Source organism: Nocardia sp. CA-119907, assembly GCF_050955995.1.
GTDB lineage: Bacteria > Actinomycetota > Actinomycetes > Mycobacteriales > Mycobacteriaceae > Nocardia.
Window position 1 is genome coordinate 5,871,587 of the sequence record NZ_CP192091.1, and the last position, 15,714, is coordinate 5,887,300.

The following is a 15,714-nucleotide window of genomic DNA, read 5'->3' on the forward strand; positions in this document are numbered from 1 at the left end:
CGATTGCACGCGAAACGGCGCACCGGTTAGAATCGGTTAAGTGCAGTTTCTCCCCGGTCATCAGCCGCCGTACGACCTGACCTACGACGACCTCTTCCTCGTCCCGAATCGGACGGATGTCGCGTCACGGTTCGACGTGGATCTATCGACCGCAGACGGGTCCGGCACCACCATTCCCATTGTTGTCGCGAATATGACCGCGGTCGCCGGTCGCCGGATGGCCGAAACGGTCGCGCGCCGCGGCGGCATCGTCGTGCTGCCACAGGATCTCCCGATCGCCGCGGCCGCCGACACCATCGCCTTCGTGAAGAGCCGTTCGCTCACCGCCGACACCCCGGTCACCCTGGATCCCGAGCGTTCGGTATCCGAGGCCGTCGCCCTGATGCACAAGCGCGCCCACGGCGCGGTCGTTGTCGTCGACGGCGGTAAGCCGATCGGCGTGGTCACCGAGGCCTCCTGCACCGATGTCGACCGCTTCGCCCGGCTGCGCGATGTCGCGATCACCGATTTCGTCAAGGCACCGGCCAGCACCTCGCCGCGCGATATCTTCGACCTGCTCGAGGCCGAGCACGCGCAACTCGCCGTGCTCATCGCCGAGGACGGCGGCCTCGCGGGCGTGATGACCCGCACCGGCGCGATTCGCACGGGCATCTACCAGCCCAATGTCGATGCCGACAATAAGCTGCGGGTGGCCGCCGCGGTCGGCATCAATCGCGATGTGGCCGCCAAGGCCAAGGCTCTGGTCGACTCGGGTGCGGACCTGCTCGTCATCGACACCGCGCACGGCCACCAGACCAAGATGCTCGAAACCCTCAGCACCATCCGCGATCTCGGCCTCGGCGTGCCGCTGGTCGCGGGCAATGTGGTCTCCGCGCAGGGCACCCGGGATCTGGCCGCGGCGGGCGCGGACATCATCAAGGTCGGTGTCGGCCCCGGTGCCATGTGCACCACCAGGATGATGACCGGTGTCGGCCGTCCGCAGTTCTCCGCGGTGGCCGAATGCGCCACCGCCGCAAAGGAACTCGGCGTGCACATCTGGGCCGACGGTGGCGTCCGGCACCCGCGCGATGTCGCGCTGGCCCTGGCCGCTGGTGCGTCCAACGTGATGATCGGCTCCTGGTTCGCCGGCACCTACGAATCCCCCGGCGACCTGCGCGTCGATCGTGACGGCAACGCGTACAAGGAGAGCTTCGGCATGGCCTCCAAGCGTGCCGTCGCCGCCCGCACCGCGACCGACAGCGGTTTCGACCGCGCCCGCAAGGCGCTGTTCGAGGAGGGCATCTCCAGCTCGCGGATGCGCCTGGATCCGGAACGCCCCGGCGTCGAGGACCTGCTCGACCACATCTGCTCCGGCGTCCGCAGCGCCTGCACCTACGCCGGTGCGCGCACCCTGCCCGAGTTCCACGACAAGGCGGTGGTCGGCGTGCAGTCAGCAGCCGGATTCGCCGAGGGTCGCCCCCTTCCCAGCGGCTGGTAAACCTCAACTGTAGGTAGCGAGAGAGACACGCCCAACGCAACCACTACCGAGCGACCGTTCGCGGCCCGTCTCGCATCCGAGTCGTCGAAGCGCATGCGACGCAGGCACGAACCTCGGCCACCGGACGTTGCACCTCGGGCACCGAACTACCCGCTCGAGGCGACCACCACGGAGCGAGTCTTACGAGCGAGGAGTTCGCGGCCCGTCTCGCGTCCGAGCCGTCGAAGCGCATGCGATGCAGGCACGAACCTCGGCCACCGGACGTTGCACCTCGGGCACCGAACTTCCGCTCGTCGAGGCGACCACCACGGAGCGAGTCTTACGAGCGACCGTTCGCGGCCCGTCTCGCGTCCGAGTCGTCGAAGCGCATGCGACGAAGTCGCGAGTCTCGACGGCTCGGACGCGAGACACCAGGGGGCCGCGAACACGCAGCGCCGCAGGCGCTGCAATTAGACAGAGCAACCGGCCCACGCGGGCACGCGCGTGGGCCGGTAGCATGGGGGTTGCCGGTCTCCGGCATGACAAACCCCATTTGCCGAGAGGAACAAGTTGTCACCCGCGTCCGAGGGCGCCGCACAGGAGGGCTCCTCTACCGAGCCGGGTGACAAACCCGGCGCTCTCCTTCTCACAGCAGCCCGATCCGATTCAGCTCATCGTCGTGTGTCTCGCAGGTGGTGCTGACGATGTCCGTCGTGCTCACCGTGCTCAGCCTGGTCGGGTTCATCGCCCTCACCCTTGGCACGGCACTGTTCGTCGCCGCCGAATTCTCTCTCACCGCGCTGGAACGCAGCACCGTCGAATCGCATGTGCGCACCGTCGGCGACGCCCGCTCGCGCATGGTCCGGCAGGCCCACACCACCCTGTCGTTCCAACTTTCCGGCGCCCAGCTCGGTATCACCATCACCACCCTGATCACCGGCTATATCGCCGAACCGGTATTGGCCCGGCTGCTAACGCCGCTGTTCACCGGGCTCGGCTTGGGCGCGGGTGCGGCGCAGGGCATCTCGCTCACCTTGGCACTCGTGCTGGCCACCTCGCTGTCGATGATCTATGGCGAACTCGTCCCGAAGAACATCGCGATCTCCAAGCCGCTCGGCACCGCACGGGTGACCGCGGGCCCGATGATCGCCTTCTCGGTGGTGTTCAAGTGGATGATCCGCTTCCTCAACGGCACGGCGAACTGGGTGGTCCGCCGCCTCGGCGTGGAACCGGCCGAGGAATTGCGCTCGGCGCGGTCCCCGCAGGAGCTCGGCTCGCTGGTGCGCACGTCCGCGTTGCGCGGTGCCCTCGACCATCGCACTGCGCAGCTGGTGGACCGCTCGCTGCAATTCGGCGAGCGCAGCGCCGAAGAACTGATGACACCCCGGGTCAAGATCGAATCCCTGGACAAGTCCGACACCATCTCCGACCTCCTCACCGCCGCCAGCCGCACCGGCTACTCCCGCTTCCCGGTCATCGACGGCGATCTGGACAACACCCTCGGCGTGGTGCACGTCAAGCAGGCCTTCACCCATCCGGCGAATATCCGCAAAACCATCCCGCTGTATCAGCTCGCGCGCCCGGTGCCGATCGTGCCCGCCAGCCTCGACGGTGACGAGGTACTCGAACGGGTGCGCGCACACGGTATGCAGGTCGCGCTGGTGGTCGACGAATACGGCGGCACCGCGGGCATGGTCACCATGGAGGACCTCATCGAGGAGATCCTCGGCGATGTCCGCGACGAGCACGACGAGGAAGAACGCGATGTCCGCCGGGTCGCCGACGGCTGGGACTGTTCGGGGCTGCTACGCATCGACGAGGTCTCCCGCGCCACCGGATACGACGCGCCGGAGGGCGAATACGAAACGCTCGGCGGTCTGGTGCTCACCCGGCTGGGGCGCATCCCGGTCACCGGCGATGAGGTGATCCTGCCGAATCCGCGTTCCTCGCACCGCCATCCGGACGACGAGGAAGGCGGCTGGATCGCCAAGGTCGAGCGGATGGACGGGCGGCGCATCGACCGGATCCGGCTGGTCCCGGTCGCCGCCGCAGCACTCACCGCACACAATGCCGCCATCCACGCTGCTACGCACGATGCCACCGTCCACGACGCCACCGTGCACAATGCCGCCTTGCGCAATGCCAAGGAGAACAGCCATGGGTGATCTCCTCGGTGTCCTGCTCACGGTGGTGCTGCTGGCGTGCAACGCCTTCTTCGTCGCCGCCGAATTCGCGCTGATCTCGGCCCGCCGCGACCGTCTCGAGGCGCTGGCCGCACAGGGAAAGCGCCAGGCCGACACGGTGATCCGGGCGGGTGAGAACCTGTCCATGATGCTGGCCGCCGCGCAACTCGGCATCACCATCTGCTCGATCCTGCTCGGCCGGATCGGCGAACCCGCGGTCGCGCACCTGCTGGAGGGGCCGTTCGATCTGGTCGGCCTGCCCGAACAGCTATTGCATCCGATCGCATTCGCCGTCGCCCTGACGATCGTGGTGATCCTGCACATCCTGTTCGGCGAGATGATTCCGAAGAACATCGCGCTGGCCGGACCGGAACGCAGTGCGCTGCTACTGGTTCCGGTGCATCTGCAGTGGTTGCGGTTGGCGCGTCCGGTGATCGCGCTCTACAACCTGGCCGCGAACCTGTCGCTGCGCATGCTGCGGGTCGAACCCAAGGACGAACTGGAGGCCACGGTTTCCAGTGTGGAGCTCGCCGAGATGATCGGTGAATCCCGTTCGGAGGGACTGCTGGACGAGGAGGAGCACCGACGCCTCACCCAGGCGCTCGGTACCTCCGATCGCGTCGTGGGCGATGTGATGGTGCCGCTGGCGACGACCCGCTCGGTGCCGCTGCGCGGCAACGGCACCGAGCTCGGCGATATCGAAACCGCTGTCGCGGAGACCGGTTTCTCCCGGTACCCGGTGCGCGCGAGCGACGGGTCGCTCGTCGGGTATCTGCATGTCAAGGATGTGCTCGACAAGGTCGCCGACGAGAGCGCCGGGCCGAATACGCCCATCCCGCGCACCGACATCCGCCCGTTGCCGACCGTCGGCTCCAGCACCACACTGTACGAGGCGCTGGCTCGGATGCGCCGTACCAACTCGCATCTGGGCCGGGTCGTCGACGGTCGCGGCAATACGGTCGGCATTGTGGCGCTGGAGGATCTGGTGGAAGAGTTCGTCGGCACCGTGCGTGACGGGACGCACCGGGTGATCGAATGATCGTGCTGGCCGAGTCCGAGTGGCGGGCGAGTGCGGCCGCGCACCGGGCTCGGCTGGACGAACTCGTCGGGCCGTATCTCGAACGGCGCGCGTCGGGTTCATCGCATCCGGTGATCGATTTCCTGTTCACCTACTACGGGCACAAGCCCGCGCAGTTGCGGCGATGGCATCCGGGATTCGGCATCGCATTGGCCGGGGCGCGAGATTATGACGGGGGCCGCGGATATCACCGCATCGAGCTAACCGAGGCACGCGGAGTCGCGGCAGGGCCCGTGGGCGAGTGGCCGCTCGACGCGTCCGCGTATACCGCGGACCCGGCCTACCTGGCGCGACGCCGCGACACCATCGCGTTCATCGCGGATCTGTTGCGCGCCACGGCATCCCGCCCGGCCCAGCTGTCCTGCTTCGGACTGCACGAATGGGCCATGGTGTACAAGACCGACGAGGTCCGTCACCAACAGGTCCCGCTGCGCCTCGGCGGTACCGGCACCGATGCGGTTGTCGAATCAATGTCATTGCGCTGCACCCACTTCGACGCCTTCCGCTTCTTCACCCCGGATGCCGTCGGCCGCAATGCGGAGCCCCTCACCCGTGCCGACCAGGTCGCCCGCGAACAGCCCGGCTGCCTGCACGCCAACATGGACCTCTACAAATGGGGTTTCAAACTGATCCCGCTCATCTCCTCCGACGTGCTCTTGGACTACTTCGAGTTCGCCTGCGCCGCACGCGAACTCGATATGCGCGCGAGTCCGTACGACCTCACCGCATACGGCTATGAGCCGGTCCGCATCGAAACCCCAGCCGGGCGTGCCGAATACGTCCGCCACCAGTCGGATATCGCCCAGCGAGCCCGCCTACTGCGTGCTCGACTCCTCACCACGTGCCAAGACCTCCTCACACTCGCGCCCGAAGCGCCATAGCCAGCCCATCGAGACTGCTCCGCTCCGATCAGACCCGCCGACGCGATGCCCCGGAAAACAGCGAAGACCCGCGGCCGACACCGACCCTGCCCGCAGCAAGAATGCGAAACCCCTGATCCGCAAGGTATTTCCGATGGTGACGATACGCGCCGAGACTGTCAGGGTTCGATCAGTTCTTCGGCAGATTCGTGTCCGGCGGTACCGGTTCGGCGCAGGAAGTCGGCGATGACCTCGAGTTCGGCCTCCGAGTAGTGCGCACACAGCTCGTCCATGCGCCCGTTCATGCCCGAGAACAGTTGGAACAGTTCGGAATTGCGCTCGCGCACCGCGCGCAGCGTGACCGCACGCCGGTCCGCCGACTCCGGATCGCGCTCGCGCACGATCCATCCGCCTTTCTGCAATCGATCCAGGATCCCGGTGAGCGTGGCCGGATGCACCCCGGCGCGGCGGGCCAGCGTCGTCGGGGACAGCGGTCCGTGCCGATTGACGAGGTCCAGGCAGGTCCAGTCGACGTCGCGGAGTTCGACCCGCCCGCCGAATCTCCGATTGAGCAGCGACAGCTGAATGTTCAGGTCGCGCAGGGCATCCTTGACCGCGGTCGTCAACTGCCGCCGACGACGCACCGCCGCCCGATCCGTCCCCGAACCCATACCGCTCCCTCACCTCATTTTATATGACTTCCGTATGATATCGCGCGCTGCCGGCCACGAGCCGACATAGCCCGCGGACCGTGCGTCAGGCGACTCGCCCTCGGTCTCGCCATGCCGTTCGGTCGCTGGTGGACAGGTTCTCGAAGCGCGCCTCGAACGGTCGACAAAACGGTCGTCGCGGGCGGCACGATCTTGATGGGCACCGGCATCGCGCATCATCGTTCTCCCAGCAATCATTGCCATAAAGTACTGTTTCTGTATTCTATTGGAACCATATAATATTGGGAGCGTATCCAGTGGTGTTCCGGCGGCGTTCGGCGGCCGCGGAACCAGTTCGGCCGGAGGTTGCGGTGCAAGAGAATTCGGGACGAGTGAAAGTTCGCTTCGCCAGCGGCGGCACGCAGTGCGCCGCCTGGCACTACCCCGGCGCCAACGGCGCCTGCGTGATCATGGCGGCCGGTGGCGCCGTCACCAAGGAGCCGGGCACCGACCTGTTCGCGCGCCGATTCCACGATGCCGGATTCACCGTGCTGGCCTTCGACTTTCGACATCTCGGCGAGAGCGGCGGACAGCCACGGCAGGTCGTCCGGATGGGCGAGCAACTCGCCGATCTGCGGGCCGCGATCGACTATGCCGCGACCCTGCCCGGCGTAGATCCGGACCGAATCGCGCTGTGGGCCTTCTCTTTGACCGGCGGCCATCTGTTCCGGACCGCCGCGGAACATCATCGGGTCGCGGCTGTGATCGCGCAGACCCCGCTCACCGACGGGCTCGCCGCCGCCCGATCGGCCGGGCGGTACCAGAAGCCGCTCGCGATGCTGCGCTTCCTCGGACGCGGCATCCTCGACGCCCTGAGCGGCTTCATCGGCCGCGCACCACTGCTCGTGCCGCTAGCCGGTGCGCCCGGCACAGTGGCGTTGGTCACCACTCCGGACGGTCAGGACGGCAACCGAGCATTGAATCCGAACAACAGATATCCGGAATGGCAGCAGGCGATCACCGCGCGCACCGGCCTGCGGATGTCGCTCTATCGACCCGGCCGCTACGCCGCCGGCATTCGGTGTCCACTCCTCGTCGTTGTGTGCGATCAGGATCAGACCGCTCCCCCCGAACTGGCCGTGCGGGCGGCGCGGCAAGCACGGCATGGGGAGGTGGTCCGCCTGCCCGGCGGCCACTACGCCCCCTTCCTGTCCGGGCACGACCGAGCCGTCGACGCCGAACTCACCTTCCTCCGCAGACATCTGCTGGCCACACCGGTGCCGGAGAACGGCGGGCGGAGCGTGACGGCCGAACCTTCAGCAACGAACAAGTAGATGGACACGAAAGGCAAAGGCGCATATGACCGACCATGAGGAGACGCCGCCGTCCGCCCCGCCCGCCGTCGACTACGAACGGCTGTATCGCGGAGATGAGGTCTTTCCGGGTGTTGCCATCGACCGGCCACCCTGGGACATTGGTCGGCCACAACCACTGTTGCTGGATTTCGAGCGCGCCGGCCGCATCGTCGGCGAGGTCCTCGATGTCGGCTGCGGACCAGGAGACACCGCCATCCATCTCGCCGGACTCGGATACCGTGTGACCGGCCTCGACGTCGCCCCCACCGCTATCGAGCAAGCCCGCGCCCGCGCCGCCGAACACGGAGTCTCCGCGACCTTCGACGTCGCCGACGCCGCGATCCTGGATGGGTACGACGCGTGTTTCGACACCGTGGTGAGCAGTGCGCTGCTGCACTGTCTCGACCCGGAGCAGCGTGTCACCCACGTGCGTGCGCTGGCGCGCGTGCTCAAACCCGGCGGCCGGTTGATCCAGTTCTGTTTCCTGCGAACCGATCACGCAGTGTTGTATGCCCCGCATCCGATCACCGAGCAGCAGTTGCGCAGCGCATTCGAGCCGCCGACCTGGTCGGTCACCACCCTGCGCACCGACCGACTGGAAGTGGCCAGGCCGGTCGGTGCGATGTCGAGTGGCTTCGCGCAGAACGGATTCGAACCCGAATTCACCGAGGCTGGCGCGATGCTGCTGCCGGTCCTGGTGCTCGAGGCGCAGCGCATCTGAGGCGCCACTTCCTATTTCACGAGAGGACCATGACATGGACGAGAGCAGTTACCGCCGCCGCACCAACAGCTTCAACAAGGTCATCGTCGGGCTGCAGCGCATGGGTATCGCCTTCGGCCCGATGCAGCTACTGACGGTTACGGGGCGCCGAACCGGGAGGGTACTCACCTTCCCGATCGCGGTCAACGAACTGAACGGCGGCCGATACATCTTCCAGGCGTTCCCGAAGGCTGCCTGGGTGGCCAATGTTCGTGCGGCGGAAGCGGTCACGCTGACACGAGGTCGGCAGACCTCGACCGCCCGGCTGACCGAGATTCCGGTGGAAGAGCGTCGGCCGCTGCTGCACGAGCTGGTCGCCGGGAGCCCGGCCAGTGTCGGTAAACGTTTCGTCACAACGGGACTGGCCGAGGCGGCGACACCGGACGGCGTCGCCGCGGCGGCTCACCACATCGCGGTCTTCCGCGTCGACCCCGCCTGACAGCGCTCGACTGCGGCCGCTTCCCGGCGGCCGCAGTCGAGAACTCGGTAGCGATCAGACCTGTTCTGCCACAGACTCAGAACTACTCACGGACCGCGCTCACAGTGTGCTGCGCTTCGTGCAGAATATCGCCCACGTACGTCATGTCCGTGCGCAGCCGGCACTGGCCGAACGATCCAAGAAACTCAGACAGTCTCGCTTCGACGTCTACACAACACTGCTGACGCACGAGACCGCCGGATTCGCCGCCGACTGAGCGCTATCACATAACACGCCACTACCTGCGATTTCCGCCAAATTGCGCCATCGAGTTGCGGCCTGTTACTACCATTCAGTCAGGTCATACTCCGTCTGAGTCGGCGCTGCTTGTGCCCATCATGAGGAAAGTTGGGATGCAACGATGCACCCGAAGCTGACACTGCGCCGTGCCCGGCCGCTGGCTCTGTTCGCCACGGCGGTCCTCGCGGCGATGATGCTGCCGAGCAGCGCGTCGGCCGATCTACAGTCCGATATCGCCACCGCGGTTCAGGAATTCCTCGATATCGGCCGCACCTCGGTGCCGCGGGCGGACTGCGGACCTGGATCGATGCCGGAAACCGGGATGCAGGGCGATGTTCCGGCCGCCGACCGCGACAGTCGGCGCAGCACCCAGGGCTACTCCTGCAATATGTCGATGGTCGGCAACTACGCTGGGCGCGGGGCCGGCATCACCTCCACCAGCTTCGACCACTGCGCCTATATGGGTTCGTTCTTCCCCGGCGATCTGATCAGCGAGGGCCGCGGCGTCCAGGTACTCGATGTCTCCGATCCGGCGCATCCACGGCCGACGGTCACCCTGACCGAACCCGCGATGCTGGCAGGCACGTGGGAAAGCCTCAAGGTCAATACCGAGCGCAAACTGCTGGTCGGTACGGGTGTACCGATCGCCGAAGGCGCCGGCTATCTGTCGGTCTACGACATCTCCGATTGCGCGTATCCGAAGCTACTGAATCCGGGGCCCGGCTCGAATCTGCTGATGCCGCTGCCGATCACCACGCACGAGGGCGGCTGGTCCCCCGATGGGCGCACCTACTGGGCCTCGGGTCTCGTACCCGGCTTCGTCAGCGCCGTCGATCTCACCGATCCGGCGGATCCGCACGTCATCTGGCAGGGCCTGACCGGTATCGAGGCACACGGTTTCGGCATCAGTCCGGACGGCAATCGGATGTATCTGTCCGCACTGGGCGGATTCACCGTGCTCGACATCAGTTCCGTGCAGCGCCGCGACCCCAACCCACAGGTCACCCACATCGGCCGCACCTTCTGGACCGACGGATGGGCCACCCAGCACAGCGTCCCAGTGACCTATGACGGTAAGCCGTACCTCTACACCGTCGACGAAGGTGGTTCGGGCGGTGTGAAACTCATCGATATCTCCGATGACACCGCTCCCAAGGTCGCCGGGAAGGTCAAGCTGGAAATCAATCTGCTGGAGAATATCGACAGCAATATCGGCAGCTCCATGGGCGGTTCGGCCTTTGCCTACGAATCACATTACTGCGCCGCCGACCGCCCGGACGATCCCACCGCGCTCGCCTGCGGCTGGATCTCCTCCGGCATCAGGGTCTTCGATATTCGCGACCCGCACAGTATCCACGAGATCGCCTATTTCAACCCGCCCGCCCGCACCGGGCAGAACCTGAGCCTGTGGAACTCTCCGCACGCCCTCGTCTCGATCATCGGCGTGCCGTTCATGAGCGCACCATCGGTGGCACGCGCGGTGCTCGAGGGGCAGTTCGATCCATCGGACGCGCTCACTTCGCGCACCGGCGACCTCGCCTTCGGCGATGTCTCCACCGACTGGTGCTTCTCGCCACCGGAATGGCGCGGCGACCAGCTGTATGTCGCCTGCTCCGATAACGGATTCATGGTGCTACAACTCGAGAACGACGTATATACCGCACCCGCGGATCAGCGATCGACCGTCGGGTCGTGACCGTGTCCCGGTGGATCCGAGCCGCCGCGTTCGCCGCCCTCGCCTTCGCCCTGCTGGTGATCGGTGCGGCGCTGCGGCCGCTGGTGCTACCCGAAGATCACACGGCCACACCGGTTCTCAATGCGATCGAGATCGGGTTCGCGCAGGATATGACCGCACACCATCAGCAGGCGCTGATCATGGTGCAGCGCTTGGATCGTGACGTCGCGCCGACAGTACTGCGTCTGGCACAGCAGCTTTCGGACGCCCAGCGCATCGAGATCGGCACCATGCTGGGGTGGCTGCGGTTGGCCGATGCGCCACCGTTGTCACCGCACCCGATGGCCTGGATGCACGCCGACGCGGCCGCGTCGCACCATCATTCGACCGCTGTGGCCGTTCAGTCGACCGGGAACACCATGCCCGGCATGGCGAGCACCGCCGAACTCGACGCGCTCGCCACCGCCCGCGGCCACGATGCCGAAATCCTGTTCCTGCAACTGATGTTCCGCCACCATCAGGGCGGACTCGCCATGGCCCGCGCCGCGGATCAGGCGCTGACTTCCGGCCCGGTCAAGGAAGCGGCGCGGTCGATGTTCCAGAGCCAGAGCCAGGAGGCGGGCGTCATGGGTGTGCTGCTCTCCCAACTCGGCGGACAACCACTGCAATAGCCGACAGCACTGGCAGGAAGCCGACCCACGCCCCGGACCGGATGCGGGTCGGCCTGCGCGGCGCTACCTCAGAGCTTTCCCGGAGAACGGGCGCATTCCTCCGAGTCCGGACCCGGAGGTATGGTCGATCTAGATCGACCGCACAGGAAGGCTCGACTGACACGTGATACGGACCGAGGCAGTCACCGTCCCCGAACACGTGCACGGGTATCCCGATGTGGCCTTCGGCGGATATGTGGCGGGTCTGCTCGCCGGGCGCTCCGAGGCCGCCGAGGTGCGCGTCGACTTCCGCGCCAAGGTGCCACTCGAGGCCCCGATGTCGTTGCGACCCACCAGATCCGGTGGACACGCGCTGGCCGACGTCGACGGCGTACTGCTCGCCGAATCCACGCCAGCGGCGCTCACCATTGCTCCCCCGCCCGCCCCGACCTGGGCCGAAGCCAAGGCCGTCACCGACGCGGCCATGGTCTCGCGCCGCGTCACCGACTGCTACGGCTGCGGCGCCGCCTGCGCACCCGGCCGCGGCCTGCGCCTACTCACCTGGGACACACCGGATCACGATCTCATTCTCGCGGCCTGGACCCCAGACCCCGGACTCGCCGATGAATCCGGCCAGCTGCCCCCGGAGGTCGTCTGGGCTGCCCTCGACTGCCCCGGCGGCTGGGCCGCTATCCGCAAACAAGGCATGCGCATGGGCGGAGTAACCGCCGCCCTCACCGCAACCCAACTCCAGCCCATCTACCCCGAGACCCCCTACATTTCCTACGCCTGGCCCATCAACCACCAGGGTCGCAAACACACCGTCGGCATCGCCCTCGCCACCCCGTCCGGCGACCTCTGCGCCCTGGCCGAAGCCCTCTGGATCGCACCGACGCCCTGAACCGACACCGGTTTTCGCAGCCGAACCGTCAGGTGCTTTCGACGAAGCGGTACCACGGGCCGTGGAAGGGTTCGTAGCCGATCGCACCCGGTGCGGCCGGGGCGATGCTCGGGGCGCTGTCCGGGAAGTAGGCGAGGCCTTCGGAATTCGTCGCTCCGCCATCGAGATAGAACAGGCAGCCGCCGTCGCGGCGGGTGATGTAGGTGACGGTGTAGACGCCGAGGCGGGTACGGTGCCCGGGGTTGGCGCAGGCTGCGGCCTGGTCCTCGAGGATGGGGCGGGACAGACGCCAACCGGCGGATTCGGGGACCCCGTACCAGACCAGGGCGGCGAGGGTGGCGATGAGGATCGGGGCCGCCAGGCTGACGAGGATGGCGTGGTAGCGGATCAGGCCCAGGATCCCGAAGCAGACGGCGACCGCGCCGACGACCGAGAGCCCCACCCACAGCAGCACTTTGGTCGGGAAGCTGCCCTGCGCCGCCAGCTCCCAGCACAGCGCCGCGCAGAGGAGCGCGATAACGGCGGTGATCACGCCCATCCAGAGCTCGAACCAGAGCGGTATCCGTCCGGGGCCGCCGCTGCTCATGTCAAGAAGATACGTCGGCGAACCCCATCCCCGAAGGGAATCGGCGCGGCGGCGCAGAGGTTATCGCCGGGCGACGGAAAACCCCCGGCCGCGGCATCCGATGCGGAGCCAGGACCGGGGGTTTGTCGCACAAGGTGTTCAGCTCGGCGATTACAGCGGCGGGAAACCGGCCGAGCCGGTGGCCATCCAGTTCCAGAACTGCGCCGCACGATTGGCAACCAGAGCGAATACATCAAGGACAACGCTTCCCATATAACTTCCTCACATCCGACTATCCCATGCAGCGCCCAGGGTAACGGATCGTTATCTGGGCCGAAACCGGTCAGCCGCCTCGTCAGGGCGCTGCTGTGTGGTAAAGGAATCCCCTGCCCGGCCAGCGCCGGAGCAGGGGATTCCCGAGTTGTTCAGTTGCGCAACGCGCTACACGCAGGCCAGCGCCTTGGCCTCGCGCCGACGCCGGTGCAGGATCGGCTCGGTGTAGCCGTTGGGCTGCTTGGTGCCTTCGAGCACCAGCTCCTTCGCGGCCTGGAAGGCAATGCTGCTCGCGAAGTCCGGCGCCATCGGCCGGTAGTTGGCATCGCCCGCATTCTGCTTGTCGACCACCGGCGCCATCCGCTGCAGGCTGGCCACCACCTCATCGGCGGTAACGACGCCGTGGCGCAACCAGTTCGCCATCAGCTGGCTCGAAATGCGCAGGGTCGCACGGTCTTCCATGAGACCGATATCGCGGATGTCGGGCACCTTGGAGCAGCCGACGCCCTGGTCGATCCAACGCACCACATAGCCGAGAATGCCCTGGGAGTTGTTGTCCAGCTCCTGCTGCTTCTCCTCGGCGCTCCAGTTCGGATTCGCCGCGAGCGGAATCTCCAGGATCTGGTCGACGGTGGCGCGGCGGCCACCGGCGGCGATCTCCTGCTGCCGCTCGAACACGTCGACCTGGTGGTAGTGCGTCGCGTGCAGGGTGGCCGCGGTCGGCGAGGGCACCCACGCGGTATTGGCGCCGGCGCGCGGGTGGCCGATCTTCTGCTCGAGCATGTCGTGCATCAGATCCGGCATGGCCCACATGCCCTTACCGATCTGCGCCTTGCCGGGCAGGCCGGTGGCCAGACCCGTATCGACATTCCAATCCTCGTAGGACAGGATCCACTGCTGGGTCTTCATCTCCGCCTTGCGGACCATCGGGCCGGCCTCCATGGAGGTGTGGATCTCGTCGCCGGTGCGGTCCAGGAAGCCGGTGTTGATGAACACCACGCGCTCGGAAGCGGCCTGGATACAGGCCTCGAGGTTGACGGTGGTGCGGCGCTCCTCATCCATGATGCCGACCTTGAGGGTGTTGCGGGTCAGCCCGAGGACGTCCTCGATCCGGCCGAACAGCTCGTTGGTGAAGGCGACCTCGTCGGGGCCGTGCATCTTCGGCTTCACGATGTAGACCGAACCGGTGCGGCTGTTCTTCAGCTTCGCGTCGCCGAGCAGGCTGTGCTTGGCGATCAGCGAGGTGATCAGGCCGTCCATGATGCCCTCGGGCACCTCATTGCCCTCGGCATCGATGATCGCGTCGGAGGTCATCAGATGACCGACATTGCGCACGAACAGCAGCGAGCGGCCGTGCAGCACCAGTTCGCCGCCGCCGACCGCGGCGTAGACGCGGTCCGGGTTCATGGTGCGGGTGAAGGTCTTATCGCCCTTGGTGACCTTCTCCGCCAGCTCACCCTTCATCAGGCCGAGCCAGTTGTGGTAGCAGAGCACCTTGTCCTCGGCGTCCACCGCCGCGACCGAATCCTCGAAGTCCATGATCGTGGTCACCGCGGACTCCAGCACCACATCCTTGACACCCGCCGGATCGGTCTTGCCGATCGGCGAGGCCGGGTCGATCTGGATGTCGACGTGCAAACCGTTGTGCTTCAACAGGATCGAGGTCGGCGAGACCGGATCGCCCAGGAAGCCGACCAGTTCCGCGCCGTCGGCGGCCAGGGTGGTGACCTCGTCGTTGCTCAGCGTGACGGCCAGCTTGCCGCCATCGATCACGTAGCGCGTCGAGTCCAGGTGCGAGCCATTGGCCAGCGGGGCGGCGGTATCGAGGAACTTGCGCGCGAATTCGATCACGCGACCGCCGCGGACCGGGTTGTAGCCGGTGCCCTTCTCGCCGCCGTCGGCCTCGGAGATGGCGTCGGTGCCGTAGAGCGCGTCGTAGAGCGAGCCCCAGCGCGCATTCGCGGCATTGATCGCGAAGCGGGCGTTCATCACCGGCACCACCAGCTGCGGGCCCGCGGTGGTGGCGATTTCGGCGTCCACGTTCTGGGTGGCGATCTTGAAGTCGGCCGGTTCCGCGCGCAGGTAGCCGATATCGCCCAGGAAGCTCTTGTAGGCGGCCTTGTCGTAGTTCGCGCCCGGGTGTTCGGCGTGCCAGGCATCGAGCTTGCCCTGGATCTCGTCGCGTTCGGCCAGCAGGGCGCGGTTGCGCGGGGCGAGGTCATTGATGACCTGCTCGGCTCCGGCCCAGAACGCGGCGGAATCTACGCCGGTTCCGGGGAGCGCCTCGTTCTCGATGAACTCGTGAAGAACGCTGGCCACCTGGAGCCCGCCGACCTGAATCCGCTCTGTCATCTACTGCCTCACTTTTGAGAAAGCCGGGTGGGAAAAATCGCAACCAATGTTACCCGTCGGTAGTGATGTGACGGTGCGTCGGGTCGATCGCCGCGCGGGCTCTTTTGTCTGCCGCCGCGCCGAACCTTGGATGCCGGTTCGTCGGCGAGTCGCGATGGATGTCGTATGGGGATCGCCCGGACCCCTTGATTGTATCGGTCGGCAGAATTAATGTACTGACTGGAACATTTCCCGCACC

14 protein-coding genes are annotated in these 15,714 nt (G+C 66.6%); 11 read left to right on the top strand and 3 right to left on the bottom strand.

Annotation, left to right across the window (positions count from 1 at the left end; genetic code table 11):
• The first annotated feature begins 40 nt into the window (after positions 1 to 40).
• The 4 genes from ACQP2D_RS25880 (at position 41) to ACQP2D_RS25895 (ending at position 5,598) form a co-directional block, all read left to right on the top strand.
• Positions 41 to 1,477 (top strand): GuaB1 family IMP dehydrogenase-related protein, encoded by a 1,437-nt coding sequence (locus ACQP2D_RS25880; protein ID WP_433678503.1) that lies wholly within the window; start codon positions 41 to 43, stop codon positions 1,475 to 1,477.
• A gap of 683 nt (positions 1,478 to 2,160) precedes the next feature.
• Positions 2,161 to 3,621: a hemolysin family protein gene (locus tag ACQP2D_RS25885; protein ID WP_433678504.1), complete on the top strand. Its 1,461-nt coding sequence runs from the start codon at positions 2,161 to 2,163 to the stop codon at positions 3,619 to 3,621.
• Entirely contained in the window at positions 3,614 to 4,678 is a 1,065-nt protein-coding gene (locus ACQP2D_RS25890; protein ID WP_433678505.1) for a hemolysin family protein, read from the top strand. Before ACQP2D_RS25885 ends, ACQP2D_RS25890 begins: the two co-directional genes overlap by 8 nt.
• On the top strand, positions 4,675 to 5,598 hold the full coding sequence (locus tag ACQP2D_RS25895) for a 3-methyladenine DNA glycosylase (RefSeq protein WP_433678506.1): 924 nt from the start codon (positions 4,675 to 4,677) through the stop codon (positions 5,596 to 5,598). Before ACQP2D_RS25890 ends, ACQP2D_RS25895 begins: the two co-directional genes overlap by 4 nt.
• Positions 5,599 to 5,756: 158 nt before the next feature.
• On the opposite strand, the gene ACQP2D_RS25900 is transcribed toward ACQP2D_RS25895, so the two are convergent.
• Positions 5,757 to 6,248 carry a MarR family winged helix-turn-helix transcriptional regulator gene (locus tag ACQP2D_RS25900; protein ID WP_433678507.1) on the bottom strand — a complete coding sequence of 164 codons (492 nt, stop codon included), beginning with the start codon at positions 6,246 to 6,248 and terminating at the stop codon, positions 5,757 to 5,759.
• Between the two features lie 371 nt (positions 6,249 to 6,619).
• Here ACQP2D_RS25900 and ACQP2D_RS25905 point away from each other — a divergent pair, with 371 nt between their 5' ends.
• From ACQP2D_RS25905 to ACQP2D_RS25935, 7 genes are all read left to right on the top strand, one after another.
• The gene (locus tag ACQP2D_RS25905) at positions 6,620 to 7,561 is read left to right on the top strand and encodes an alpha/beta hydrolase (RefSeq protein WP_433678508.1); all 942 of its coding nucleotides are present in this window, start codon (positions 6,620 to 6,622) and stop codon (positions 7,559 to 7,561) included.
• Between the two features lie 25 nt (positions 7,562 to 7,586).
• Positions 7,587 to 8,303: a class I SAM-dependent methyltransferase gene (locus ACQP2D_RS25910; protein ID WP_433678510.1), complete on the top strand. Its 717-nt coding sequence runs from the start codon at positions 7,587 to 7,589 to the stop codon at positions 8,301 to 8,303.
• A gap of 34 nt (positions 8,304 to 8,337) precedes the next feature.
• On the top strand, positions 8,338 to 8,781 hold the full coding sequence (locus ACQP2D_RS25915) for a nitroreductase/quinone reductase family protein (RefSeq protein WP_433678511.1): 444 nt from the start codon (positions 8,338 to 8,340) through the stop codon (positions 8,779 to 8,781).
• Positions 8,782 to 8,887: 106 nt separating this feature from the next.
• Positions 8,888 to 9,037, top strand: coding sequence for a hypothetical protein (locus ACQP2D_RS25920; RefSeq protein WP_433678512.1), 150 nt, complete (start codon positions 8,888 to 8,890; stop codon positions 9,035 to 9,037).
• 144 nt (positions 9,038 to 9,181) lie between these two features.
• Positions 9,182 to 10,756 carry an LVIVD repeat-containing protein gene (locus ACQP2D_RS25925; protein ID WP_433678513.1) on the top strand — a complete coding sequence of 525 codons (1,575 nt, stop codon included), beginning with the start codon at positions 9,182 to 9,184 and terminating at the stop codon, positions 10,754 to 10,756.
• A complete protein-coding gene (locus tag ACQP2D_RS25930; protein ID WP_433678514.1) occupies positions 10,753 to 11,406 on the top strand; it encodes a DUF305 domain-containing protein in 654 nt (217 codons plus the stop codon). The genes ACQP2D_RS25925 and ACQP2D_RS25930 overlap by 4 nt, the downstream gene beginning before the upstream one ends.
• A 163-nt stretch (positions 11,407 to 11,569) precedes the next feature.
• Positions 11,570 to 12,286 (top strand): hypothetical protein, encoded by a 717-nt coding sequence (locus ACQP2D_RS25935; protein ID WP_433678515.1) that lies wholly within the window; start codon positions 11,570 to 11,572, stop codon positions 12,284 to 12,286.
• Positions 12,287 to 12,314: 28 nt separating this feature from the next.
• On the opposite strand, the gene ACQP2D_RS25940 is transcribed toward ACQP2D_RS25935, so the two are convergent.
• Both ACQP2D_RS25940 and ACQP2D_RS25945 read right to left on the bottom strand, forming a co-directional pair.
• On the bottom strand, positions 12,315 to 12,872 hold the full coding sequence (locus ACQP2D_RS25940; RefSeq protein WP_433678516.1) for a hypothetical protein: 558 nt from the start codon (positions 12,870 to 12,872) through the stop codon (positions 12,315 to 12,317).
• A 420-nt stretch (positions 12,873 to 13,292) separates the two neighbouring features.
• Positions 13,293 to 15,476: a malate synthase G gene (locus ACQP2D_RS25945; protein WP_433678517.1), complete on the bottom strand. Its 2,184-nt coding sequence runs from the start codon at positions 15,474 to 15,476 to the stop codon at positions 13,293 to 13,295.
• Positions 15,477 to 15,714: the final 238 nt, after the last annotated feature.